Genomic DNA, 22037 nt, shown 5'->3' on the forward strand with positions numbered 1-22037 from the left:
CTCACGCCGCCTCGTAACGCGACACCTGGAACGGTGCCTTGGTGCCGGTGGTCTCCGCATAGAAGCGCAGCAGAAGGTTCTTCGCCGCCAGTGCACGATATTCGGCGGTAGCGCGCATATCGGTCAGCGGCGCGAAATCCTCCGCGTATTTCTCCATCGCCGCTTCCACCGCCGCCTCGGTCCACGACTTGCCGAGCAGCGCGGTTTCAACGGCAGTGGCGCGTTTCGGCGTTGCCGCCATGCCGCCATAGGCGATGCGGATCGCGGCCACCGTGCCATCCTTGGCCAGTTTCAGGCTGAAGGCACCGAGCGTGGCGGTGATGTCCTCGTCGCGCCGCTTGGTGATCTTGTAGACGGCGAATTTTTCGTCGGCGGCCGGCGCTGGAACCTGCACGGATTCGACGAATTCGCCGGGCTCGCGGTCCTGCTTGCCATAAGCGATGAAGAATTTCTCAAGCGAGATGGTGCGGCGCTTGCTGCCCTTGCGCAGAGTCAGCGTTGCACCGAGCGCGATCAGCGGCGGTGGCGTGTCGCCGATGGGCGAGCCATTGGCGATGTTGCCGCCGATCGTGCCCATGTTGCGAACCTGCTGGCCACCAATACGGTCGATAAGCGGGCCGAGTGCCGGAATGCGCTTGGCGAGCAGTGCGAAGGCTTCCGTGTAGGTGACGCCGGCGCCGATGACGATGACGCCCTTGTCTTCCGAGATGGTGCGCAGGCCTTCCAGACCGCAGATAAACACCGCCGGCGAAATGTCGCGCATATGCTTGGTCACCCACAGGCCGACATCGGTCGAACCGGCAACGATGGTGGCCTTGGGTTCGGCTTCCAGCAGGTTGGCGAAATCGTCGACATCGGCCGGGACGATGAAGCGGTGCTTGCCAGTGCCGACCTCGACGCGGGCGCCGTCCCGCAGCTCCGTCAAACGCGCGATCACGGCCTTTCGTTCGACCTGCAGCGGGTCCTTTGCCGCCTTGCCGTAGCTGGAGATGGCGCGCGCCGCCCGCATGATCGCCTCATAGCCGGTGCAGCGGCAGAGATTGCCCTGCAGCGCCTTTTCGATTTCGGCGTCGGACGGTTCGGGCGACCTCATCCACAACGCATAGAGCGACATGACAAAGCCCGGCGTACAGAAACCGCATTGCGAGCCGTGGAAATCGACCATCGCCCGCTGCACGGGGTGCAGCTTGTCGGCCTCGCCGGCCAGATGCTCGATGGTGACGACGTGGCTGGCGTCGAGCGAGCCCATGAAGCGGATGCAGGCATTCACGCTCTCATAGACCAGCTTGCCGGCGACAAGCTTGCCAACCAGAACCGTACAGGCGCCGCAATCCCCTTCGGCGCAGCCTTCCTTCGAGCCTTTCAGCGAACGCGACAGGCGCAGCCAGTCGAGCAGCGTCTGGTCGGACGCGACATCGGTCAGCGCGACATCGCGGCCGTTGAGGATGAAGCGCAACTCGGCGCGGGTTTTCAGCTTGGCCATGCGCTCAGCTTCCCCTGTAGGTCGAGTAGCTGTAGGGCGAGACCAGCAGCGGCACGTGATAATGTTTGGTTTCGGCCATGCCAAAACGGATCGGGATGATGTCGAGAAAGGCAGGCTCGAGCAGTTTGGTGCCCTGGCGGCGCAGGTAATCGCCGGCCGAGAACACCAGCTCGTATTCGCCCGGCCTGAATTCGTCGCCGGCCAGCAGTGGCGCGTCGCAACGGCCATCGCTGTTGGTGGTCACGGATTTGAGGTGGACGCGCTTGCCGTCGTCGAGACGGAACAGATCGACGAGCAGCCCGGCCGCCGGTTTGCCTGTCGCCGTATCAAGCACGTGCGTCGTCAGACGCCCGCCATTGGTGTGCGAGGTTTCTGCCAACTGCCGCCTCCCATCTCGGTACAATCGAACATAGTGATGAATTGTGCGCCAATTAAAGGCGATGCATAAGCCCCGGTCGAGCGGACGAAGCCAAAAAGCAGTTTCAAAAATTTCGTGGTAATGGCCGTTCAACGCTTTGGATATCTTGGCATTACTTCCGGAGCAACCGGCAGGGAGGAATGATGCGTTACGTACGGGATATGTGCGGCTACGGAGCCAATCCGCCAGACCCGAAATGGCCCGGTGGAGCCCGCGTTGCCGTACAGTTCGTCGTCAACTACGAGGAAGGCGGCGAGAACTGCATCCTGCATGGTGACGCCGCCTCGGAAGCCTTCCTGTCCGAAGTGGTGGGCGCGGCGCCCTGGCCAGGCAAGCGCCACTGGAACATGGAATCCATCTATGAATACGGCGCCCGCGCCGGCTTCTGGCGGCTGCACCGCATGTTCACGGAGGCCGGCGTGCCCGTGACGGTCTATGGCGTTGCCTCCGCACTCGCCCGCTCGCCCGACCAGGTCGCGGCGATGGCCGATGCCGGCTGGGAGATCGCTTCGCATGGCCTGAAGTGGATCGACTACCGCGATCACGCCGAAGAGGTCGAGCGCGCTGACCTGGTGGAAGCGATCCGTCTGCACAAGGAAGTGGTGGGTGAGCGTCCGGCCGGGCTTTATGTCGGCCGCACCTCGGTGAACTCGGTGAAGCTCGCGGCCGCCGAGGGCGGTTTCGCCTGGATTTCCGACACCTATGACGATGACCTGCCCTACTGGCTCGACCATGACGGCCACGGCAATGCCATCCCGCCGCAACTGGTCATCCCCTACACGCTCGACGCCAACGACATGCGTTTCGCCACGCCGCAGGGTTTCAATTCTGGCGACCAGTTCTTTGCCTATCTGAAGGACGCCTTCGACACGCTCTATGCCGAAGGCAAGGAAGGGCGCGGCGGCATGATGAGCATCGGCCTGCATTGCCGCCTGATCGGCCGGCCCGGCCGCGCAGCCGCGCTCCAGCGTTTCGTCGACTACGTGAAAAACCACGACAAGGTATGGTTGCCGCGCCGGATCGACATTGCCAACCACTGGCGCGAACATCACCCCTACGAGCCGGCGGCGCTGCGCCCCTCGCGCATGGACAAGAGCGAGTTCGTGCAGCGCTTCGGCGGCATCTTCGAGCATTCGCCCTGGATCGCCGAGCGCGCTTATGAACTGGAACTCGGCCCGGCGCATGACAGCGCCGGCGGCCTGCACAACGCGCTCTGCCGCGCCTTCCGCTCGGCCAACGAGACCGAGCGCCTCGGCGTGTTGACCGCGCACCCGGACCTTGCCGGCAAGCTGGCGCAAGCCAAGCGACTGACCGAGGAATCGACGAGGGAACAGGCCTCCGCCGGTCTCGACGCGCTGACCGATCAGGAGCGCGAGTTGTTCTCGAAGCTCAATGCCGCCTATGTCACCACTTTCGGCTTCCCCTTCATCATCGCGGTGAAGGGCAAGTCCAAACAAGAGATCATGGCAGCCTTCGAAACCCGCATCGGCAACAGCCGTAGCGAGGAATTCGAGACCGCCTGCAAGCAGGTGGAACGCATCGCGTTGCTGCGCCTGAAAGATATCTTGCCTGCTTAGGTCTGAACCGATGGATATGATGAAGATGACCGACCGCACCTATTACGCGCCCAAGGGCGGCCTGCCGCCGCAGACCGACCTGATCACCGACCGCGCAGTTTTCACCGAAGCCTATGCGGTGATCCCCAGGCGCGAATTCAGCGATATCGTAGCGAGTTTCCTGCCCTTCTGGGACAAGACCCGGCTTTGGGTCATCGCCCGGCCGCTGTCGGGTTTTGCCGAGACCTTCTCGCAATACATCATGGAAGTTCAACCGGGCGGCGGCAGCGACAAACCCGAGCCGGACACCGGCGCGGAGGGCGTGCTGTTCGTGGTCGAGGGCGAGATCACCGTACGCCTCGACGGCAAGAGCCATGTAATGAAGCCGGGTGGCTACGCCTTCCTGCCGCCGGCGGCCAAATGGAGCCTACGCAACGAAAGCAGCGGTACCGCCCGCTTCCATTGGGTTCGCAAGGCCTATGAATTCGTCGACGGCATCGAGGCGCCCACGCCGATCTTCACCAATGAGAACGACATCGCGCCGATCGCAATGCCCGACACGGAAGGCAAATGGGCGACCACCCGCTTCGTCGATCCGACGGACCTGCGCCACGACATGCACGTCACCATCGTCACCATCGGCCCGGGCGGCGTCATCCCCTTCCCCGAGACACATGTGATGGAGCACGGGCTCTACGTTCTGGAGGGCAAGGCGGTGTATCGCCTAAACCAGGACTGGGTGGAGGTGCAGGCCGGCGACTATATGTGGCTGCGCGCCTTCTGCCCGCAGGCCTGTTATGCCGGTGGTCCCGGCAACTTCCGCTACCTCCTCTACAAGGACGTCAACCGACACATGAAACTCGGCACGCCGTTCACCAGGGGCTAGCCGGCAGGATGGATTTGCGCATGGACCGGATCGTCAAGACGCAACCGCTCACCCGCGAAGCCTTCGCCCGGTTCGGCGAGGTCATCGAGACCGAGGGCGCCCACCACTATCCGATCAACGATGGCAAGTGCGAACGCTACCATGCGCTGGCCACGGCCGAGGCCGGCGGACCGAACGGCCGCGTCATCATCAACATCTTCAAATGCGCGCCCTACGCGTTTCCACTGAAGCTGGCGATGGTGGAGCGCCACCCGCTGGGCAGCCAGGCCTTCATACCGCTGTCGCCGCGGCCATTCCTGGTGGTGGTGTGCGACGATGACGGCTCGGGGCCCGGTGAGCCGCATGCCTTCCTGACCAAGCCTGGCCAGGGCGTGAACTACAAGCGCAACCTGTGGCACTGGGTACTGACGCCGATCGGCCAGCCGCAGGATTTCCTGGTGGTGGACCGCGGTGGCGACGGCACCAACCTCGAGGAATTCTATTTCTCGCATCCCTACGAAATCCATTTGCCCGAGGACTTCCAGGCATGACCGATATTTCGCTGATCGACCGGCTGCTCGACGTGATCGAGCACGACATCGTGCCGAAAACCGAAGACGGCATCGAACACGGCAATAAATTGTTCGGCGCGGCCATCCTGCGCAAGAGCGACCGCTCGCTCGTGCTGGCGGAAACCAACAACGAGACCGAGAACCCGCTGTGGCACGGCGAGGTGCACTGCCTGAAGCGCTTCTATGAAATGCCGAAGGCCGAACGCGTCGACACCAAGGATGCCATCTTCCTGGCCACGCACGAGCCCTGCTCGCTGTGCCTGTCGGCGATCACCTGGACCGGCTTCGACAATTTCTACTATTTGTTCAGCCATGAGGATTCGCGCGACTCGTTCGCGATCCCGCACGATCTGAAGATCCTGAAAGAGGTCTTCACGCTCGAGCCGGGCGGTTACAATGCCGAGAACGCCTATTGGAAAAGCTATTCGCTGCGTCGCCTGGTCCGTGAATTGCCGCAGGCCGATCGTGCTCGGCTGGAAGGCCGCATCGCCGCCATCGCCGGCAAATATGATGCCCTCTCGGCCGAATATCAGGACGGCAAGGCCGACAACGACATCCCGCTGAACTAGAGGCTCTCGGCATCCGGTACCGCCTTTGATGTCGAGGGTACGGGGTTACGCGCGGCCCACCTGCGCGTTACAGGAACATCGACACGGCCTCGCTCGCACCGCGTCGCAAACAGGATACTCTTCCAGCGATGGCGCAGAAGGCGCCCGTCATTAGGCCAGGAATCCGCGTTCGACCCGCTGAATCCACGATTTTTGCCCGCAACAGCCGAGGATCAGCGGCAACTGAGCCGCCAATTCCGAAAAGGCGAAAAACCGCACGCGCACGACCTGCTCAAAAACGACACGCCATATGCGGCACTGCATGTCGCATCCTGCCTTGCGCCTAAGTTTCCCTTACGTCCATTATCCTCCTCACAAGAATAAGAAATCGACCAAAACGGTCGAACCAAAAGAGTGAGGAACCAATGTCGAATGAACTCGAATATCTGAGCCGTCGTGTGGCTGCCGGCAAGCTGAACCGTCGCGACTTTCTCGGTCGCGCGGCGGCGCTCGGAGTTAGCGCAGCGTTTGCCAATACGCTGCTTTCCGACGCGGCGAAGGCCGAAGGCCCGGTCAAGGGCGGCACGCTGAAGGCAGGCATGCAGGGCGGCGCCGCCACCGACAGCCTCGATCCCGCACTCTGGGCCAGCCAGGTTCCCTACACGTTCGGTCGCTGCTGGGGCGAGCAGATGGTGGAAGTGACGCCGACCGGCGGCATCGAACCCAAGCTTGCCGAAAGCTACGAAGCTTCAGACGACGCCAAGACCTGGACCTTCAAGATCCGCAAGGGCGTGACCTTCCACAACGGCAAGGAGCTGACGCCGCAGGACATCGTGGCGACGTTGGAGCGCCATGGCGACAAGAACTCGAAATCGGCGGCGCTGGCCTTCATCTCCGAGTTCGATACCGTCAAGGCTGATGGCGGCAACGTCGTCATCAAGCTGAAGGAACCGAATGCCGACCTGCCCTATGTGGTGGCCGACTATCACCTGATGATCCAGCCGAATGGCGGCAAGGACAACCCGACCGCCGGCATCGGCACCGGCCCGTACAAGGTTGTGACCAACGAGCCGGGCGTGCGCCACGCAGGCGCCCGCCACGAGGGCCATTGGGACCAGGCCAAGCGCGGCCACGCCGACCAGATCGAGATCATCGTCATCAATGACGCTACCGCGCGCACCTCTGCATTGCAGGGTGGCCAGGTCCACATGATCAACCGCGTCGAACCGAAGATCGTGTCGCTGGTCAAGCGCGTGCCGGGCGTGACCATCCGCAACGTCGCCGGCAAGGGCCACTATGTCTTCATCGCCCATTGCAACACCGCGCCGTTCGACAACAACGACCTGAGGCTTGCGCTGAAATACGCCGTCGACCGCGACGAGATGGTGCAGAAGATTCTCGGCGGCTACGGCACGGTCGGCAACGATATGCCGGTGAGCAAGGCCTACGCGCTGTACTCCGACGATATCGAGCAGCGCAAATACGATCCCGACAAGGCGAAGTTCCATTTCAAGAAGTCGGGGCATTCCGGCCCGGTGCTGCTGCGCACCTCGGACGTCGCCTTCCCGGGCGCGGTCGACGCCGCCCAGCTCTACCAGCAGAGCGCCGCGAAAGCCGGCATCCAGATCGACGTCAAGCGCGAGCCGGGCGACGGGTACTGGTCGGAAGTGTGGAACAAGCAGCCCTTCTCGATGTCTTACTGGACCGGCCGCCCGACGCAGGATCAGGTCTATTCGGTCGCCTATCTCAAGAATGCCGAATGGAACGATACCCGCTTCTTCCGCGACGATTTCGACAAGCTGATCCTGCAGGCGCGCTCGGAACTCGATGCGGCCAAGCGCAAGACGCTCTACCGCCAGGCCGGCGTGATGCTGCGCGATGAAGGCGGTGTCATCGTTCCGATGTTCAACGACTATATCGATGCAACCAGCGCCAAGGTCGGCGGCTGGGTGGACGACGTGAACAGCGAATTGATGAATGGTCACGCCCTGACCAAATGCTGGCTGCAGGCGTGAACCGGGCCCGGTGTCCGTGGGCATGAGTTCGCCGATCCTGAAACTGATTGCCCAGCGCATCGCGCTGGGCATTCTGCTCCTCTTCGCCGTCTCCGTGTTGATCTTCGTCGGCACGCAGATCCTGCCGGGCGACGTCGCCCAGTCCATCCTCGGCCAGTCGGCGACGGCTGAATCTCTGGCCAACCTGCGCGAGGCACTCGGCCTCAACGACCCCGCCTACATCCGCTATTTCAAATGGCTGGGCGGTGTTTTGACCGGCAATCTCGGCACCGCGCTTTCGTCGGGCCAGGACATCGCCTCCTCCATCAAAGGACGGCTGTGGAACACGCTGTTCCTCGCCTTTTGGGCCGCAGCGGTTTCAGTGCCGCTGGCCATCGGGCTCGGCCTGCTCGCCGTGCGCTACCGCAACGGTTTCGTCGACAAGCTGATTTCAGGCCTGGCGCTGGCCTCGACTTCGCTGCCGGAATTCTTCATCGGCTACCTGCTCGTCTATTTCTTCGCGGTGCAGTGGCAGATCTTCCCGGGCATCTCGACCGTCTATGACGGTATGCCCTTCCTAGAACGCATGAAGGCCATCGCGCTACCGGCGACCGCGCTGACACTTGTGGTGCTTGCTCACATGATGCGCATGACGCGTGCGGCGATCCTCAACGTCATGCAGTCGGCCTATATCGAGACGGCCGAACTGAAGGGCTTGTCGCCTTTCGAGATCATCCGCAAACACGCCTTCCCCAACGCGATCGCGCCGGTGGTGAACGTGGTGATGCTGAACCTCGCTTATCTGGTGGTCGGCGTCGTCGTAGTGGAAGTGATCTTCGTCTATCCCGGCATGGGGCAATATCTGGTCGATCATGTCGCCAAGCGCGATGTGCCGGTGGTGCAGGCCGTCGGGCTGATCTTCGCGGCCGTCTACATCACGCTCAACATCATCGCCGACATCGCCGCCATCCTTGCCAATCCCCGGCTCAGGCATCCGAAATGAGGGCCGCGTGACTGGTTTGAGACATATCCCCATCACCGCCTGGATCGGCCTGATCCTCACCGCATTGTTCCTGATCTGCGCCATCTTCGCGCCCTGGATTGCCCCCTTCGGCAATGGCGAGATCGTCGGCGATGTCTGGGCGCCGATGTCGTCGGACCATCTGCTGGGCACCGACAATCTCGGCCGCGATCTGCTCTCGCGCATGATCTACGGCGCCCGCATCACCATCTTCATCGCGGTACTGGCGACCGCGCTGTCCTTCTGCCTCGGCTCCATTCTCGGCTTCACGGCAGCGACAGTCGGCGGCAAGTTCGACATGCTGATGTCGCGCTTCGTCGATCTCCTGATGGCGATCCCGACACTGATCTTCGCACTTGTGGTGCTGTCGGTGCTTCCGACAACGGTTGTCACGCTGATCCTGGTGATGGGCATTCTGGATTCCACCCGCGTCTACCGGCTGTCGCGCGCGGTGGCGGTCGACATCAACGTCATGGATTTCGTCGAGGCCGCCAAATTGCGCGGCGAAGGCATGGGCTGGATCATCTTCCGCGAAATCCTGCCCAACGCGCTGTCGCCGCTGGTGTCGGAACTCGGCCTGCGCTTCATCTATGCGGTGCTGTTCTTGTCGGCGCTGTCCTTCCTCGGTCTCGGCGTGCAACCGCCGGACGCCGACTGGGGCGGTATGGTCAAGGAAAACAAGGACGGCATTGTCTTCGGCATTCCCGCGGCCCTAATCCCGGCTGCCGCGATTGCCGTGCTCGCCATTTCCGTCAACCTCGTCGCCGACTGGGTGCTGAACCGCACCTCGGACCTGAAGGGAGGGCGCGGCAATGGCTAAGGCGCAGGCGACCACACCCAAACCCGACATGCTGCTCGATATCCGCAACCTCAGGATCGAAGCCAGGGTGTTTCCGCCCGGCGAAGCGCCGAAGAAGGTGACGTTGGTGCACGATGTTTCGCTGACGCTGAAACCTGGCAAGGTGCTTGGCCTGATCGGGGAATCCGGCGCTGGAAAATCGACCATTGGCCTCTCCTCCATGGCCTATGGTCGCGGCGGCGTGAAGATCACCGGCGGCGAGGTGGTATTCAACGGGCGTGATATCCTGAAGCTCGGCACCAAGGGGGTACGCAAGCTGCGCGGACGCGAAGTCTGCTATGTGGCACAGTCGGCGGCAGCCGCCTTCAACCCCGCGCACAAGTTGATGGACCAGGTGGTGGAAGCCGCGCTGCTGCACGGCGTTGCCACGCGTGCCGAGGCGGAAAAGCGCGCAATCGCGCTGTTCAAGAAACTCAGCCTGCCCAATCCCGAAACCATCGGCAACCGCTACCCGCACCAGGTTTCCGGCGGCCAGCTGCAACGCGTGATGACGGCGATGGCGCTGTGTTCCGAGCCAGACCTGATCGTCTTCGACGAGCCGACGACGGCACTGGACGTGACGACGCAGATCGACGTTCTGGCGGCGATCAAGGACGCGATCCGCGACACGCACGTCGCGGCCCTCTACATCAGCCACGACCTTGCGGTGGTGGCGCAGGTGGCCGACGACATCATGGTGCTGAGGCACGGCCGGCTGGTCGAACGCGGCGACACCCACCAGATCATCAAGGAGCCGCACGAAGACTACACCCGCGCGCTGGTTTCGGTACACGAGATAGACCACACCGAAAAGCCGGCAAGCCCCGCGCCCGTCCTCTCGGTCAAGAACGTCACGGCCGCCTATGGCGGCGGCACGGTCAAGGTGCTCAAGGATGTTTCGGTCGACCTCCATCCCGGCCAGACGCTGGCGGTGGTGGGCGAATCCGGCTCCGGCAAGTCGACGCTGGCGCGCGCCATCACCGGGCTGCTGCCGCCGCTGGAGGGATCGATCAGCTTCGACGGGCGCACACTGTCGAAACGGCTGGCCGAACGGCCAAAGGAAGACCTCAGACAATTGCAGATGATCTACCAGATGGCGGACGTCGCGATGAACCCGCGCCAGACCGTCGGCACCATCATCGGCCGGCCGCTCGAGTTCTATTTCGGCATGCGGGGCAAGGAACGCGACCAGCGCGTCGCCGAACTGCTCGACAAGATCGAGATGGGCAAGGGTTTCCTCGACCGCTATCCGGCCGAACTTTCCGGTGGCCAGAAGCAGCGCGTCTGCATTGCGCGCGCGCTTGCCGCCAAGCCGAAGCTGATCATCTGCGACGAGGTGACTTCGGCGCTCGACCCGCTGGTGGCGAACGGCATTCTGAAACTGCTGCTCGAGCTCCAGCAGGAAGAGAAGGTAGCCTATCTGTTCATCACCCACGACATCGCCACGGTGAAGTCGATCGCCGACGCGATCGCCGTCATGTATCGCGGCGAGGTGGTTCGCTACGGGCCGAAGAGCCAGGTTCTGGCGCCGCCCTTCGATGCCTATACCGACCTTTTGCTCTCTTCCGTGCCGGAGATGGAACAGGGTTGGCTGGAAGGCGCAATCAAGGGCCGGCGCATGGAGAGCGCCGGCAACTAACTGTCATCGGCCCGCAACGAGCGGCCGCCACTGTGACCATCTTGAGGCCAGACTGGCCCGAAACAGGGAAGGAAGCAGACCATGACAACCGAACTCGACCATCTCGCCAAACTGGCCGGCAAGGGCGGCATCAGCCGCCGCGATTTTCTCGGCCGCGCCGCGGCACTCGGCGTGACCGCAGCCATGGCGGGTACGCTTGCCGATCGCGCCTTCGCGCAGACCCCGAAGAAGGGCGGTATCCTCAAGGCAGGCCTGCAGGGTGGTGAGTCGACCAACAGCCTCGATCCCGCGTTGAACCTCAGCCAGGTCACCTTCAATTTCTGCAAGCAGTGGGGCGAGTTCCTCAACCGGCTGAAGCCGGACGGCAGTCTCGAGAACATGATCGCCGAGGAGATCGGCTCGTCCGACGATGCCAAGGTCTGGACCATCAAGGTCCGTGACGGCATTGAATTCCACAACGGCAAGACCGTTGGCGCCGAGGATGTGGCCGCCACGCTGGAACGCCATGCCGACGAGAAGTCCAAATCGGGCGCGCTCGGCGTGCTCAAGAACATCAAGACGATGAAGGCTGCCGGCAAGGAAGTGATCGTCACGCTGGCCGAACCGGATGCCGACTTCCCCTACCTGATGGCCGACTATCACCTGGTCATCCAGCCGAACGGCGGCAAGGACAATCCGAATGCCGGCATCAGCGCCGGGCCTTACAAGGTCAAAGTCAACGAACCGGGCGTGCGCCATGGCGGCGAACGTTTCGCCAATTACTGGGGCGGCGACAAGCTCGGCCATGCCGACCAGATCGAGATCGTGGTCATCAACGACGCGACGGCGCGGCTGGCCGCGCTGCAGGGCGGCCAGGTGCATTTCATCAACCGCGTCGAGCCGAAGGTGGTGAACCTCGTCAAGCGCGTTGCCGGCGTCACCGTGGAGGCAACTTCAGGCCGCGGCTTCTATCCCTTCAACATGTTCTGTGACACCGCGCCCTTCGACAACAACGACCTCAGGATGGCGCTCAAGCTTGCGATGGACCGCGAGGAGCTACTGACCAAGATCCTGTTCGGATACGGGTCCGTCGGCAATGACTTCCCGATCAACCAGGCCTATCCGCTTTTCCCGGCCGACATCGAACAGCGCAAGTTCGATCCGGAAAAGGCCGCCGAGCATTACAAGAAGTCGGGCCACAGCGGCTCGATCCTGCTGCGCACCTCCGATGTCGCGTTCCCCGGCGCGGTCGATGCCGCCCAGCTCTACCAGCAGAGCTGCGCCAAGGCGGGCATCAAGATCGAGATCAAGCGCGAGCCGGGCGACGGCTACTGGTCGGAAGTGTGGAACAAGAAGCCGTTCTCGCTTTCCTATTGGGGCGGGCGCGCCACCCAGGCACAGATGTACGCGACGGCGCTTGTCTCGACGGCAGACTGGAACGACACGCGTTTCAAACGGCCCGAATTCGACCAGTTGCTGATGAAGGCACGCGGCGAACTCGACCAGGACAAGCGCAAGGTGCTGTTCCATGACATGGCGATGCTGGTGCGCGACCAGGGCGGCATGGTCGTGCCGTTCTTCAACCAGTTCATCGATGCGGCGGCCACCAGCAAGGTGGATGGCTGGGTCGCCAATCCGCAAGGCGAGATGATGGACGGTTATGCCCTGGCCTCGTGCTGGCTGAAGGCCTGAGAAATGCAATGCCGCGCCATGCGGCGGAGAAGGAAACTGCCGCATGGCGCTCAAATCCAAGCTTCTGCTCATCATTCTCGACGGCGTGCCGTACCGCAACTGGCGGCGGCTGTTCGGCAACCTTGAGGGATGGGTGCAATCGGGCGCGGCACGGGTGTGGAAGATGCGCTCGGTGCTGCCGTCCACCTCAGCCTGTTGCTACGCCTCGATCCATACCGGGGTGCCGCCGCAGCAGCACGGAATCCTTTCCAACGAGAACCGCTTCCGCGTCACCCAGCCGGACCTGTTCTCCGAAATATCGAAGGCCGGCGGCAAGACCGGCGCCGTGACCCATTCCTACTGGTCCGAGTTCTTCCGGCGCTATCCCTTCGATCTCGTCGAGGACATGGAATATGACGAACCGGGCGGACCGATCACGCATGGCCGGTTCCACACCATGACCGGCTACAACCACAAGAACCAGATGACGCCGAGCGACGTCGACCTGTTTGCCACGCTGACCATGCTGACCCGGCGTTTTTCGATCGACTATGGCATCCTGCATACCTGCACGCTGGACTCGATGGGACACCGCTTCGGTCACGACTGCATCGAAATGGACCATGCCTGCTACGCCATGGACGGCATGCTAGCGGCCTTCCTGCCGCAATGGCTGGACGCAGACTATGAGGTGGTCGTCACCGCCGACCACGGCCAGACCGACCGCGGCCACCATGGCGGGCGCGAGGACGAACAGCAGGATTTCGCGCTCTATTATTTCGGCGCCGCGGAAGGCCCCGACCCGGGCGCGCTGCTCGACCAGTTGCAACTGGCGCCGAGCATATTGGAACGTCTCGGCGTGGCGGTACCGGCGACGATGCAGGCCGGACCGTTTCTGCGCTGAGCTGTTCGGCATATGGCGGCGGGAGAAACCCAGGCCGTCGATCAGCGCCTCATCGTCGTAGGGTGTAGGCTCACCACACCCATTCGCCAGCACCCAGCCGGCCGACTGCCTCGACGATCCGCGTAAAACTTTCGCGGGCGCGCTTCACCGTATGGCGGGCGCGCAAATAGCCATGCACCAACCCTTGTTCTTCATGCCAGAAAGCCTTGCCGCGGGTGGTGAGGATACGGTCCCTATAGGCCTCCCCATCCGAAGACAGTGGATCGCATTCGGCGGTGATGACGATGGTGGGCGGCAGGTCGGAAAAATCGCGATCGAGCAGCGGCGCGAGAGTAGCATCGCCGATCCTGCCCTCACCGCCGGTGCGGATATCCTTGTAGAAGATCAGATCCCGCATGGTCAGCATCGGCGCTTCAGCGTGGGTGATGTAAGAACCCTTGGTCTGATCGCCACCGAGACCGGGATAGATTAGCACCTGGCCGACTGCGCGGCGCGGGTGGGCACGCGTGGCGTGCGCAACCGCCGAGGCCAGATTGCCCCCCGCGCTGTCGCCGACCAGCAGGATCGGCAAGGCAGTGCTCGAGACAGCCCAATGGAACGCTGCCACCGCGTCGTCGAAGGCGGCCGGGTGGCGATGCTCCGGCGCCAACCGATAGTCGACGGAGACGACCTCATAACCGGTTCGGGCACACAATTCTGCGCAGACATCGTCATGGCTTTCGAGACCGCCGACAACGAAGCCGCCGCCGTGGAAATAAAGCACAAATGCCTTCGCTGCCTCGTCCCGATGGCGATAGATGCGGATGGGAATGGCGCGATCAGGCGTCTCGATCGCGGTCGTTTCCACCGTAACGCCCTCGGGATAACCGGCGAAGAACTCGCGGCACATGCGGTCATAGACGACGCGCTGCTGCTCGATCGTGTAGTCGATGGTGTCGGGCGGATAATAGGAATTGGTCTTCTCGATGAAGGCCCAGGTCTCGGCGTCGATCAGCTTCGCATAGTCGGTCATGGCAGTTGGCCGCTCACCTTCCCTTCCACACCGGGTCGCGCTTTTCGGCGAAAGCCTTGAAGCCTTCGAGATTGTCTTCGGAGGCGTAGAGCTCGTCGACGGTGCGGAACTGGCGCTTGGTGATCCAGTTCATGGCATCCTGGAAAGTCATGGCCTCGGCCGCGCGCGCGACCTCCTTGATGGCGGAGAAGACAAGCGGCGGGCCGCCTGCCAGCAGGCGCGCAATCTCCCATACGCGATCTTCAAGTTTGTCGGCCGGCAGCACCTCGTTTACAAGGCCCCAGCGGTGCGCCTCCTGTACGTCCATCCAGCGGCCGGTGAGCAAAAGGTCCATGGCGACGTGATAGGGAATGCGCTTCGGCAGCTTGATGGTGGCGGCATCGGCCAGCGTGCCGGCGCGGATCTCCGGCAGCGCGAAGCTCGAATGGTCGGAGGCGTAGATCAGGTCGCAAGAGAGCGCCAGTTCGAAGCCGCCGCCCACCGCCATGCCGTTGACGCAGGCGATGACCGGCTTATTGAGGTCGCGCAATTCCTGCAGGCCGGCAAAGCCGCCAACGCCATAGTCGCCATCCACCGCGTCACCGGCGGCTGCCGCCTTCAGGTCCCAGCCGGCCGAGAAGAACTTGTCGCCGGCGGTCTTGACGATGGCGACGCGCAGTTCCGGATCGTCGCGGAAAGCCTTGAAGGTTTCGCCCAGCAGGCGCGATGTCTTCAGGTCGATGGCATTGGCTTTCGGCCGATCGAGCGTGACTTCGAGGATGACACCCTCGCGGCGGGTTGTTACGACGTCAGACATTCTTCTTCTCCTTCGGCGAAAGCGCCTGCCATCTTTTCCGTGGCCGTGTGGGCGGTGGTAACCATCAATGCATCGGCGATCCATGCGCCCTTGCCTTCGGCGCAGACGATCAGCGGGTTGATGTCCAGTTCCTCGATCTCGTCGGCATGGGCGATGGCGAAACCGGCGATCTTCTCGATGGCCGCGATGGCCGCGCCAAGGTCGGCTTTTGCCCGGCCGCGATAGCCGTCGAGCAGCGGAAACAGTCTAAGGCTGCGCAGCGCCGTCTCGATCTCGGGTCGCGTGGCAGGCAGGAGCAGCGTGGCGCTGTCCTTCAGAAGTTCGACCAGCACGCCGCCAGTTCCCACCGTCATCACCGGGCCGAAGATCGGATCGCGGGTCAGGCCGACGATCAGCTCCGCGATGCCGCCCGCCACCATGGCCTCGACATAGAGACCGCGACCGAGCGGAAGCAGTGCCGTGGCGGCATCGCGCACATCCTCGATGCTCTTGAGGTTGAGGCGCACAGCACCAAGCTCGCTTTTGTGGGCGACGCCAAGTGCCTTGAGCGCCACCGGAAAACCGAGTGCAGCTGCCGCATCGACGGCTTCGGCGACGCTTGCCGCGCGACGACCGCGCGGCACCGGCAGCCCGGCTGCCGCCAGCATGGCCTTTGCAGCGGCTTCATCGGGCGTATTGCGGCCTTGCCCGAACGCGCCGGATTGACCTCCGAGCAACGCGGGAACGGCAGGCTTGCGCCAAGCTTCACCGACAAAGACCGCTGCTTCGGCGGCATCAAAAGCTTCGGCTATACCATGGATCGGCACGATGCCGCGCCGGAGCAGTTCAGTGGAATGATCTTCCGACAGGTTTTCGCCCATCGAGGCAACGATGGCGCCACGCGCGCCGTTGGTCTTCAACGCTTCCTCGAAAGCATTGACCGTCGGCCACCAGTCGGCGTCCGAGCAGCGATCGGTGCGCGGGAAATCCAGCACCAGCATGTTCAGGCCAAAACCGCCCGAGACCATCGCAGAGAAAGTCGCCGTCAGCGCCTCCTGCTTGCCCCAGATATAGGTGTTGTAGTCAAGTGGATTGGCCACAGCGACGAGCGGGCCGAGCGTCTCCTGCACGCGCGCGCCATGCGCCTCAGTCAAAGCCGGGAAATGCACGAGCCGGCCCTCGGCTGTATCGGCCATGACGGATGCCTCTCCGCCGGAACAACTCATGGAGGACAAGGTCGGCTTCTCCAGCGGCCCTACCGCGTGCAGGAGCTTCAGCGTCTCCAGGAAAGACGGAATGGTGTCGACGCGCGGAATGCCGAGCCGCTTGAGGAAAGCATCCGACGCAGCGTCTGAACCCGCAAGCGAGGCAGTGTGCGAGATGGTGGCGGCACGCGCCTGTTCGGAGCGGCCGACCTTCATGGCGACGATCGGTTTCTTCAATTCGCGCGCCCGCGCCGCCAACCGCTCGAAACCGTCGACCTTGTCGAACCCCTCGATATGCAGGCCGAGGCTGGAAACGCGGTCGTCCTCGATGAGGCCAAGCGCCATTTCGGAGAGACCGGTCTGCGCCTGATTGCCCGCCGTCATCAGGAAAGCAACCGGCAGGCCGCGCATCTGCATGGTGAGGTTGCATGCGATGTTGGAGGATTGCGTGATGATGGCGGTGCCCTTCTCGCCTTCCACCAAACGGCGACCGCCATGCTGGTCGGGCCACAACAGCGCGCCGTCGGCATAGTTGATCAACCCGTAGCAGTTCGGGCCGATGATCGGCATGTCGCCGGCAGCTTCGATCAGCGCCTGCTGCAAATCCTGCCCTTCAGCCTCGTAATGCGCGGTCTCGCGAAAACCGGCCGCGAAGCAGATGGCGCCGCCGGCACCGGCCGCGCTCAATTCGCGCACCACGTCGATGGTGAGGTGGCGATTGACGCCGATGAAGGTAGCATCCGGCGCGTGCGGCAGCTCCGCGAGCGAACGATAGGCCTTGACCCCGGCGACCTCGTCCTTTGTCGGGTGGACCGGCCAGATTTCGCCGGCAAAGCCCATCTTCAGCGATTGCTTGACGACGTTGGGCGCAAAGAAGCCGCCGCCGACAACCGCGATGGATTTCGGACGCAGCAAACGGGAAAGGTCGCGGATACGAGGCAATGTCATGGCTTTGCAATCACAGAAATGTTGTCGGCGCCGGATGCCGCCGCGCGGAGATTTTCAAGTTCGGACAGATATTCCGACGTTGCCGTCACACCTTTCGGGCTCAGCGCGTAGATGCCGGCGCTGACGCGCTCGAACCAGCCATAGTGGTTGTCGGTCATCAGGCGGCGGGCATGCGCGACATTCGTCTGGCGAGCGACTTCGGCCGCTTTTGTCGGGCCCTGTTCGTCAAGCAGTTTCAGGCAGCGCAGTGCTTCCTGGCGGTAGCCGGTCACCAGGTTGCGGCGGGTCGCGCCGCCGAGGTTCGGATCGCCGACCAGTCTTTCGAATTCGCGCAGCAGCCGCGTTTTGCGTGGCTTCGACTGCCGCGGCTTGTACGGCGCGGGATCGCAATGGATTTCCGTGAAACCATCCGCAAGTCGGACCGTAATCAGGCCAAGACCAAGCCGCCGGCACAGCTTCCTGTTGTCGACCAGCGCCTTCAGCGAAGCCCGGCCTGTTCCACGCGGCACGGCGATGTAGACCGCGTCGCTGATTGTCTGACGCTGGATGGCCTGATGAAACAGGGAAAGCGAGAAGCCGGCCTTCAGTTCGACAATGACCGGATCGTCGCCATCGCGCACCGCCACGATGTCGGCGGCGCCAACCTCGCCCTTGACCATGTAGCCCTGCGTTTCGAGCAGGCGCTTCACAGGCAGATATAGGTCGGTTTCCCTGATGCCGGTCTTCGCCATTTCGCTGGATTATCCCCCAACCGCCCTCAACAGGGCGCGGGAAATGATGTGGCGCTGGATTTCGGACGTGCCTTCCCAGATACGCTCGACACGGGCGTCGCGCCAGATGCGCTCCAGCGGCAGATCGTCCATCAGGCCCATGCCGCCATGGATCTGGATCGCCTCATCGGCGATGAAGGCGAGCACCTCGGTGGCCTTCAGCTTGGCCATCGCCATGTCTTGGTCGGTCACGGTGCCCTGGTCGTACTTCCAGCCGGCTTCGCGGGTCAGGAGTTCGGCCGCCTTCAATTCCATCGCCATATCGGCCAGCTTGAAAGAGACGCCCTGGAACTTGCCGATCTGCTGGCCGAACTGCTCGCGCTGCGCGGCATAGTCGATGGCGTGCTGAAGCGCGCGCTCGGCGCGGCCGAGACAGGTCGAAGCGACCTGCAAGCGGGTGGCGCCGAGCCAGCTGTTGGCAACTTCGAAGCCCTTGTGGACTTCGCCCAGTATCTGCTCCTTGGGGATACGGCAGTCGTCGAATTCCAGGACCGCATTGGTGTAACCGCGGTGCGAGACATTGCGATAGCCGTCGCGCACGGTGAAACCGGGCGTGCCCTTGTCGACGAAGAAAGCGGTGATCTTCTTGCGCTTGCCGCGCGAGCTGTCCTCTTCGCCCGACGCCATGAAACAGATGGCGAAATCGGCTATGTCGGCATGCGAGATGAAATGCTTGGTGCCGTTCAGCACCCAGTCGCCGCCCTTCTCCACCGCGCTCGCCTTCATGCCGCGCAGGTCGGAGCCGGCACCGGGCTCGGTCATGGCCAGGCAATCCCACTTTTCACCGCGGATGCAGGGGAAGAGATATTTCTCCCGCTGCTCCGGCGTACCGGCGAGCAGGATGTTCGAGGGCCTGGCGACACAGGTCCAGTGCAGTGCATAGTTGGCGCGGCCGAGTTCCTTCTCGTAGAGCAGCCAGGTCAGCGTATCGAGGCCGGCGCCGCCGACTTCGGCCGGCATGTTCGCCGCGTAAAGACCAGCGGTGATCGCCTTGGCCTGCAGCTCCTTGACGAGGTCCATGCGCAGATGGCCAGTGCGCTCAACCTCCTGTTCATGCGGGTAGAGCTCGTTCTCGACAAAGGCACGCGTGGTGTCGACGATGAGCTGCTGTTCTTCGGTCAGGCCGAAATCCATGGCTCAGCCCTTCTTTCCGGCGGTCTTTTTGACTGCCTTCTTCACCGGCTTGGACGCCTTGGCTTTCGCTGCGGCGGCCGAAGTCTTCGTCTTCATCGAAGCCAGGTCGGCGAGCTGCTTGGTATAGCTCTTGTGCAGCGCGCCGGCGCCCCAGCCCTTGCCCTTGTTCTGTTTGGACAGGGCATCCATGATCGCGACGAGATTGTCGTCACGGATCTTTTCCAGCTCGCGGATCGACCATTTTTGCGACTGGTCGTCGGACTGGCCGGCGATCAGGTCAACCAGCTCGTCGTTGAATTCCGGCACGTTGGTCAGCTTCGTCCATGGCCATTGCAGGCAGGGGCCGAACTGCGCCATGAAGTGGCGCATGCCAGCCTCGCCGCCGGCGATGCGGTAGACCTGGAACATGCCCATCTGCGCCCAGCGCAGGCCGAAGCCGTAGCGCATGATGTCGTCGAGTTCCTCGACGGTGCAGATGCCGTCCTTGATCAGCCACAGCGCCTCGCGCCAGGCCGCCTCCAGAAGGCGGTCACCCACAAAAGCCTCGATCTCCTTGCGGATGACGACAGGTTTCATACCGATGGACGCGTAGATCTCCTTGGCGACCTCGATCGCTTCCGGGAAGGTCTGCGCGCCGCCGACGATCTCGACGATCGGCAGCAAATAGACCGGATTGAACGGATGGCCGACCACCAGCCGCTCGGGGTGTTTCTTCATCGCCACCTGCATATCGGACGGCTTGATGCCGGAGGTGGACGAGCCAACAATCGCGTTGGCGGGAGCATGCAGGTCGATCTCGGCCAGCACCTTGTGCTTGAGGTCGAGCCGCTCGGGCACGCTTTCCTGGATGAAATCGGCGTCGGCGACCGCCTCGGCAATGGTCTTGGCGAAGGTCAGCTTGCCTTCCTTGGGCAGGCCGCCGGGAACCATCTGCTTGTAGGCGCGACGCGCGCCCTTCATCACCTCGGCGACCTTGCGCGAGGCCTCAGGATCGGGGTCGAAGATCGAAACGTCGATGCCGTTGAGCAAGAGGCGCGCGACCCAGCCCGCGCCGATGACACCGCCTCCGATGGCAGCTGCTTTGACGATTGTGCTCATGCGGGCGCTCCGCTTCTTTCCTTGGCGATTTCGGGGTTGACCAGTGCGACGCGTTCGCCGGCACGGATGACGGAAGGATCGTATGCCTTGCGGGCGAAGACCTCGATGACGAAGGGCCGGAAGAACTCGATCGGAAGGGTTTCGTAGTCGGGATCGAAACTCGACTGGTCCCAGCGTTCGCAGAACTGGTCGCAGTCGTCGTAGTAGGCATGGCCGGTGAACTTATCGCGCGCATGGCGATTACCGCCGAGATGATGGGCGTAATAGAGGCGCTGGAAGTCGCCGTGCTTTTCCACCACCCAGGTGCACTGTTCGCGCACGAACGGTTTCAGGATCGTGGCCGCGTATTCGTCGTGATTGTAGGGCGCGTATATGTCGCCAATATCGTGCAGGAGCGCGCAGGCGATCCAGTCGGTATCGGCGCCGTCACGCCAGGCGCGTGTGGCTGCCTGCAGCGAATGGCCGAGACGGCTGATCTTGTAACCCGACAATCCCTCGTCGAGTTGGACGAGCGCGTCGAGCAGGCGGTCGCCTGTCTTGGCGGCATAGTCGATCTCATGGGCGGTCAGGAACGCATAGTCGTCCTTGTCGCCATCCTTCATCGCGGTGAATTTGACCGTGGTCATGCCGAACTCCTCTCCGTGATCGACACTTTCCGATCACGCCGCGATCGGCGCACGCTTCACGAGGTTGAGCTTCTTGCGCACCTCTTCCGGCCCGATGACCCGGGCGCCCAGATTTTCGACGACAGAAACCGCGCGCTCTACCAGTTGCGCGTTGGTGGCGAGCACGCCCTTGTCCAGCCACAGATTGTCTTCGAGACCGACGCGCACGTTACCGCCGGCAAGCACCGCCGCAGCGGCATAAGCCATCTGGTTGCGGCCGAGCGCGAAGGCCGAGAAGGTCCATTCCTTCGGCACATTGTTGACCATGGCCATGAAGGTGTTGAGGTCGTCCGGCGCACCCCACGGCACGCCCATGCACAACTGCACCAGCGCGTCGGGAGCCAGGATCTTCTCCTCGACCAGTTGCTTGGCGAACCAGAGATGGCCGGTGTCGAAGGCCTCGATCTCCGGCTTGACGCCCATCGCCGTCATCATGCCGCCCATGGCACGCAACATGCCCGGCGTGTTGGTCATGACGTAGTCGGCTTCGTTGAAATTCATCGTGCCGCAGTCGAGCGTGCAGATTTCGGGCAGGCACTGGCGCACATGTTCGACGCGGTTGGAGGCGCCGCCCATGTCGGTGCCCTGCTCCTTCAATGGCAGCGGGCTTTCAACCGGGCCGAACACCATGTCGCCGCCCATGCCGGCGGTGAGGTTCAAGACCACATCGACATTGGCATCGCGGATGCGCTCGGTCACCTCACGGTAGAGATGCACGTCGCGGCGCGGCTTGCCTGTCTCGGGATCGCGGACATGGCAATGGACGATCGCCGCACCCGCCTTGGCCGCCTCGATAGCCGAATCGGCGATCTGCTTGGGCGAGCGCGGCACATGCGGGCTGCGGTCCTGCGTGCCACCGGAACCGGTCACGGCACAGGTAATGAAGACCTCGCGGTTCATCGCAAGCGGCATAGCTTTCCTCCCGAAATGCTTTTCACCGAT

General features: G+C 63.0%; 20 protein-coding genes. 10 read left to right on the forward strand and 10 right to left on the reverse strand.

Features of this window, described 5'->3' with window-relative positions; genetic code table 11:
• Position 1: 1 nt before the first annotated feature.
• Positions 2 to 1483, reverse strand: coding sequence for a xanthine dehydrogenase small subunit (xdhA, locus tag AB4136_RS28005; RefSeq protein WP_024925921.1), 1482 nt, complete (start codon positions 1481 to 1483; stop codon positions 2 to 4).
• A 4-nt stretch (positions 1484 to 1487) separates the two neighbouring features.
• Positions 1488 to 1862 (reverse strand): hydroxyisourate hydrolase, encoded by a 375-nt coding sequence (uraH, locus tag AB4136_RS28010; protein WP_024925920.1) that lies wholly within the window; start codon positions 1860 to 1862, stop codon positions 1488 to 1490.
• A 182-nt stretch (positions 1863 to 2044) separates the two neighbouring features.
• Here uraH and puuE point away from each other — a divergent pair, with 182 nt between their 5' ends.
• The 10 genes from puuE to AB4136_RS28060 all read left to right on the forward strand — a co-directional run bounded on the left by puuE (position 2045) and on the right by AB4136_RS28060 (position 13488).
• Positions 2045 to 3478 (forward strand): allantoinase PuuE, encoded by a 1434-nt coding sequence (puuE, locus tag AB4136_RS28015; protein WP_024925919.1) that lies wholly within the window; start codon positions 2045 to 2047, stop codon positions 3476 to 3478.
• Between the two features lie 25 nt (positions 3479 to 3503).
• Positions 3504 to 4343: a bifunctional allantoicase/(S)-ureidoglycine aminohydrolase gene (locus AB4136_RS28020; RefSeq protein ID WP_024925918.1), complete on the forward strand. Its 840-nt coding sequence runs from the start codon at positions 3504 to 3506 to the stop codon at positions 4341 to 4343.
• Between the two features lie 20 nt (positions 4344 to 4363).
• On the forward strand, positions 4364 to 4873 hold the full coding sequence (locus AB4136_RS28025; RefSeq protein ID WP_024925917.1) for an ureidoglycolate lyase: 510 nt from the start codon (positions 4364 to 4366) through the stop codon (positions 4871 to 4873).
• Positions 4870 to 5463, forward strand: coding sequence for a nucleoside deaminase (locus AB4136_RS28030; protein WP_024925916.1), 594 nt, complete (start codon positions 4870 to 4872; stop codon positions 5461 to 5463). The genes AB4136_RS28025 and AB4136_RS28030 overlap by 4 nt, the downstream gene beginning before the upstream one ends.
• A 404-nt stretch (positions 5464 to 5867) precedes the next feature.
• Complete coding sequence (locus tag AB4136_RS28035; RefSeq protein WP_024925915.1) at positions 5868 to 7457, forward strand: ABC transporter substrate-binding protein; 1590 nt, start codon at positions 5868 to 5870, stop codon at positions 7455 to 7457.
• Positions 7458 to 7479: 22 nt separating this feature from the next.
• Positions 7480 to 8439 carry an ABC transporter permease gene (locus AB4136_RS28040; RefSeq protein ID WP_024925914.1) on the forward strand — a complete coding sequence of 320 codons (960 nt, stop codon included), beginning with the start codon at positions 7480 to 7482 and terminating at the stop codon, positions 8437 to 8439.
• A 7-nt stretch (positions 8440 to 8446) separates the two neighbouring features.
• Positions 8447 to 9277, forward strand: coding sequence for an ABC transporter permease (locus tag AB4136_RS28045; RefSeq protein WP_024925913.1), 831 nt, complete (start codon positions 8447 to 8449; stop codon positions 9275 to 9277).
• Positions 9270 to 10934: an ABC transporter ATP-binding protein gene (locus AB4136_RS28050; protein ID WP_024925912.1), complete on the forward strand. Its 1665-nt coding sequence runs from the start codon at positions 9270 to 9272 to the stop codon at positions 10932 to 10934. Before AB4136_RS28045 ends, AB4136_RS28050 begins: the two co-directional genes overlap by 8 nt.
• Before the next feature lie 81 nt (positions 10935 to 11015).
• Entirely contained in the window at positions 11016 to 12605 is a 1590-nt protein-coding gene (locus AB4136_RS28055; RefSeq protein WP_024925911.1) for an ABC transporter substrate-binding protein, read from the forward strand.
• Between the two features lie 43 nt (positions 12606 to 12648).
• The gene (locus AB4136_RS28060) at positions 12649 to 13488 is read left to right on the forward strand and encodes an alkaline phosphatase family protein (RefSeq protein ID WP_024925910.1); all 840 of its coding nucleotides are present in this window, start codon (positions 12649 to 12651) and stop codon (positions 13486 to 13488) included.
• Positions 13489 to 13558: 70 nt separating this feature from the next.
• On the opposite strand, the gene AB4136_RS28065 is transcribed toward AB4136_RS28060, so the two are convergent.
• Genes AB4136_RS28065 through AB4136_RS28100 form a run of 8 tightly spaced genes read right to left on the reverse strand, consistent with a single transcriptional unit; the run spans position 13559 to position 22007 of the window.
• Positions 13559 to 14500, reverse strand: coding sequence for an alpha/beta hydrolase (locus AB4136_RS28065; protein WP_024925909.1), 942 nt, complete (start codon positions 14498 to 14500; stop codon positions 13559 to 13561).
• Positions 14501 to 14513: 13 nt separating this feature from the next.
• On the reverse strand, positions 14514 to 15296 hold the full coding sequence (locus AB4136_RS28070) for a carnitinyl-CoA dehydratase (protein WP_024925908.1): 783 nt from the start codon (positions 15294 to 15296) through the stop codon (positions 14514 to 14516).
• A complete protein-coding gene (locus AB4136_RS28075) occupies positions 15281 to 17428 on the reverse strand; it encodes an acetate--CoA ligase family protein (protein ID WP_024925907.1) in 2148 nt (715 codons plus the stop codon). Before AB4136_RS28075 ends, AB4136_RS28070 begins: the two co-directional genes overlap by 16 nt.
• Positions 17425 to 18159 (reverse strand): DUF2161 domain-containing phosphodiesterase, encoded by a 735-nt coding sequence (locus AB4136_RS28080; RefSeq protein WP_024925906.1) that lies wholly within the window; start codon positions 18157 to 18159, stop codon positions 17425 to 17427. The genes AB4136_RS28075 and AB4136_RS28080 overlap by 4 nt, the downstream gene beginning before the upstream one ends.
• Positions 18160 to 18168: 9 nt before the next feature.
• Positions 18169 to 19332, reverse strand: a complete 1164-nt coding sequence (locus tag AB4136_RS28085; protein ID WP_024925905.1) for an acyl-CoA dehydrogenase family protein — start codon at positions 19330 to 19332, stop codon at positions 18169 to 18171.
• Positions 19333 to 19335: 3 nt separating this feature from the next.
• Positions 19336 to 20430, reverse strand: coding sequence for a 3-hydroxyacyl-CoA dehydrogenase NAD-binding domain-containing protein (locus AB4136_RS28090; protein ID WP_024925904.1), 1095 nt, complete (start codon positions 20428 to 20430; stop codon positions 19336 to 19338).
• The gene (locus tag AB4136_RS28095) at positions 20427 to 21056 is read right to left on the reverse strand and encodes an HD domain-containing protein (RefSeq protein WP_024925903.1); all 630 of its coding nucleotides are present in this window, start codon (positions 21054 to 21056) and stop codon (positions 20427 to 20429) included. The genes AB4136_RS28090 and AB4136_RS28095 overlap by 4 nt, the downstream gene beginning before the upstream one ends.
• A 33-nt stretch (positions 21057 to 21089) precedes the next feature.
• The gene (locus AB4136_RS28100) at positions 21090 to 22007 is read right to left on the reverse strand and encodes a 3-keto-5-aminohexanoate cleavage protein (protein ID WP_024925902.1); all 918 of its coding nucleotides are present in this window, start codon (positions 22005 to 22007) and stop codon (positions 21090 to 21092) included.
• Positions 22008 to 22037: the final 30 nt, after the last annotated feature.

The sequence above is a fragment of the Mesorhizobium sp. 2RAF21 genome (assembly GCF_052115345.1).
GTDB classification, from domain to species: Bacteria; Pseudomonadota; Alphaproteobacteria; order Rhizobiales; family Rhizobiaceae; genus Mesorhizobium; species Mesorhizobium terrae.

What these genes read in the sequence shown, in the direction of transcription:
- AB4136_RS28035 (WP_024925915.1), top strand. Translation starts at nt 5,868, where the DNA reads ATGTCGAATGAACTCGAATATCTGAGCCGTCGTGTGGCTGCCGGCAAG.
- AB4136_RS28040 (WP_024925914.1), top strand. Translation starts at nt 7,480, where the DNA reads ATGAGTTCGCCGATCCTGAAACTGATTGCCCAGCGCATCGCGCTGGGC.
- AB4136_RS28060 (WP_024925910.1), top strand. Translation starts at nt 12,649, where the DNA reads ATGGCGCTCAAATCCAAGCTTCTGCTCATCATTCTCGACGGCGTGCCG.
- AB4136_RS28020 (WP_024925918.1), top strand. Translation starts at nt 3,504, where the DNA reads ATGACCGACCGCACCTATTACGCGCCCAAGGGCGGCCTGCCGCCGCAG.
- AB4136_RS28030 (WP_024925916.1), top strand. Translation starts at nt 4,870, where the DNA reads ATGACCGATATTTCGCTGATCGACCGGCTGCTCGACGTGATCGAGCAC.
- AB4136_RS28080 (WP_024925906.1), bottom strand. Translation starts at nt 18,159, where the DNA reads ATGGCGAAGACCGGCATCAGGGAAACCGACCTATATCTGCCTGTGAAG.
- puuE (WP_024925919.1), top strand. Translation starts at nt 2,045, where the DNA reads ATGCGTTACGTACGGGATATGTGCGGCTACGGAGCCAATCCGCCAGAC.
- AB4136_RS28050 (WP_024925912.1), top strand. Translation starts at nt 9,270, where the DNA reads ATGGCTAAGGCGCAGGCGACCACACCCAAACCCGACATGCTGCTCGAT.
- AB4136_RS28065 (WP_024925909.1), bottom strand. Translation starts at nt 14,500, where the DNA reads ATGACCGACTATGCGAAGCTGATCGACGCCGAGACCTGGGCCTTCATC.
- AB4136_RS28100 (WP_024925902.1), bottom strand. Translation starts at nt 22,007, where the DNA reads ATGCCGCTTGCGATGAACCGCGAGGTCTTCATTACCTGTGCCGTGACC.
- AB4136_RS28055 (WP_024925911.1), top strand. Translation starts at nt 11,016, where the DNA reads ATGACAACCGAACTCGACCATCTCGCCAAACTGGCCGGCAAGGGCGGC.
- AB4136_RS28070 (WP_024925908.1), bottom strand. Translation starts at nt 15,296, where the DNA reads ATGTCTGACGTCGTAACAACCCGCCGCGAGGGTGTCATCCTCGAAGTC.
- AB4136_RS28075 (WP_024925907.1), bottom strand. Translation starts at nt 17,428, where the DNA reads ATGACATTGCCTCGTATCCGCGACCTTTCCCGTTTGCTGCGTCCGAAA.
- AB4136_RS28025 (WP_024925917.1), top strand. Translation starts at nt 4,364, where the DNA reads ATGGACCGGATCGTCAAGACGCAACCGCTCACCCGCGAAGCCTTCGCC.
- AB4136_RS28095 (WP_024925903.1), bottom strand. Translation starts at nt 21,056, where the DNA reads ATGACCACGGTCAAATTCACCGCGATGAAGGATGGCGACAAGGACGAC.
- xdhA (WP_024925921.1), bottom strand. Translation starts at nt 1,483, where the DNA reads ATGGCCAAGCTGAAAACCCGCGCCGAGTTGCGCTTCATCCTCAACGGC.
- AB4136_RS28085 (WP_024925905.1), bottom strand. Translation starts at nt 19,332, where the DNA reads ATGGATTTCGGCCTGACCGAAGAACAGCAGCTCATCGTCGACACCACG.
- AB4136_RS28090 (WP_024925904.1), bottom strand. Translation starts at nt 20,430, where the DNA reads ATGAGCACAATCGTCAAAGCAGCTGCCATCGGAGGCGGTGTCATCGGC.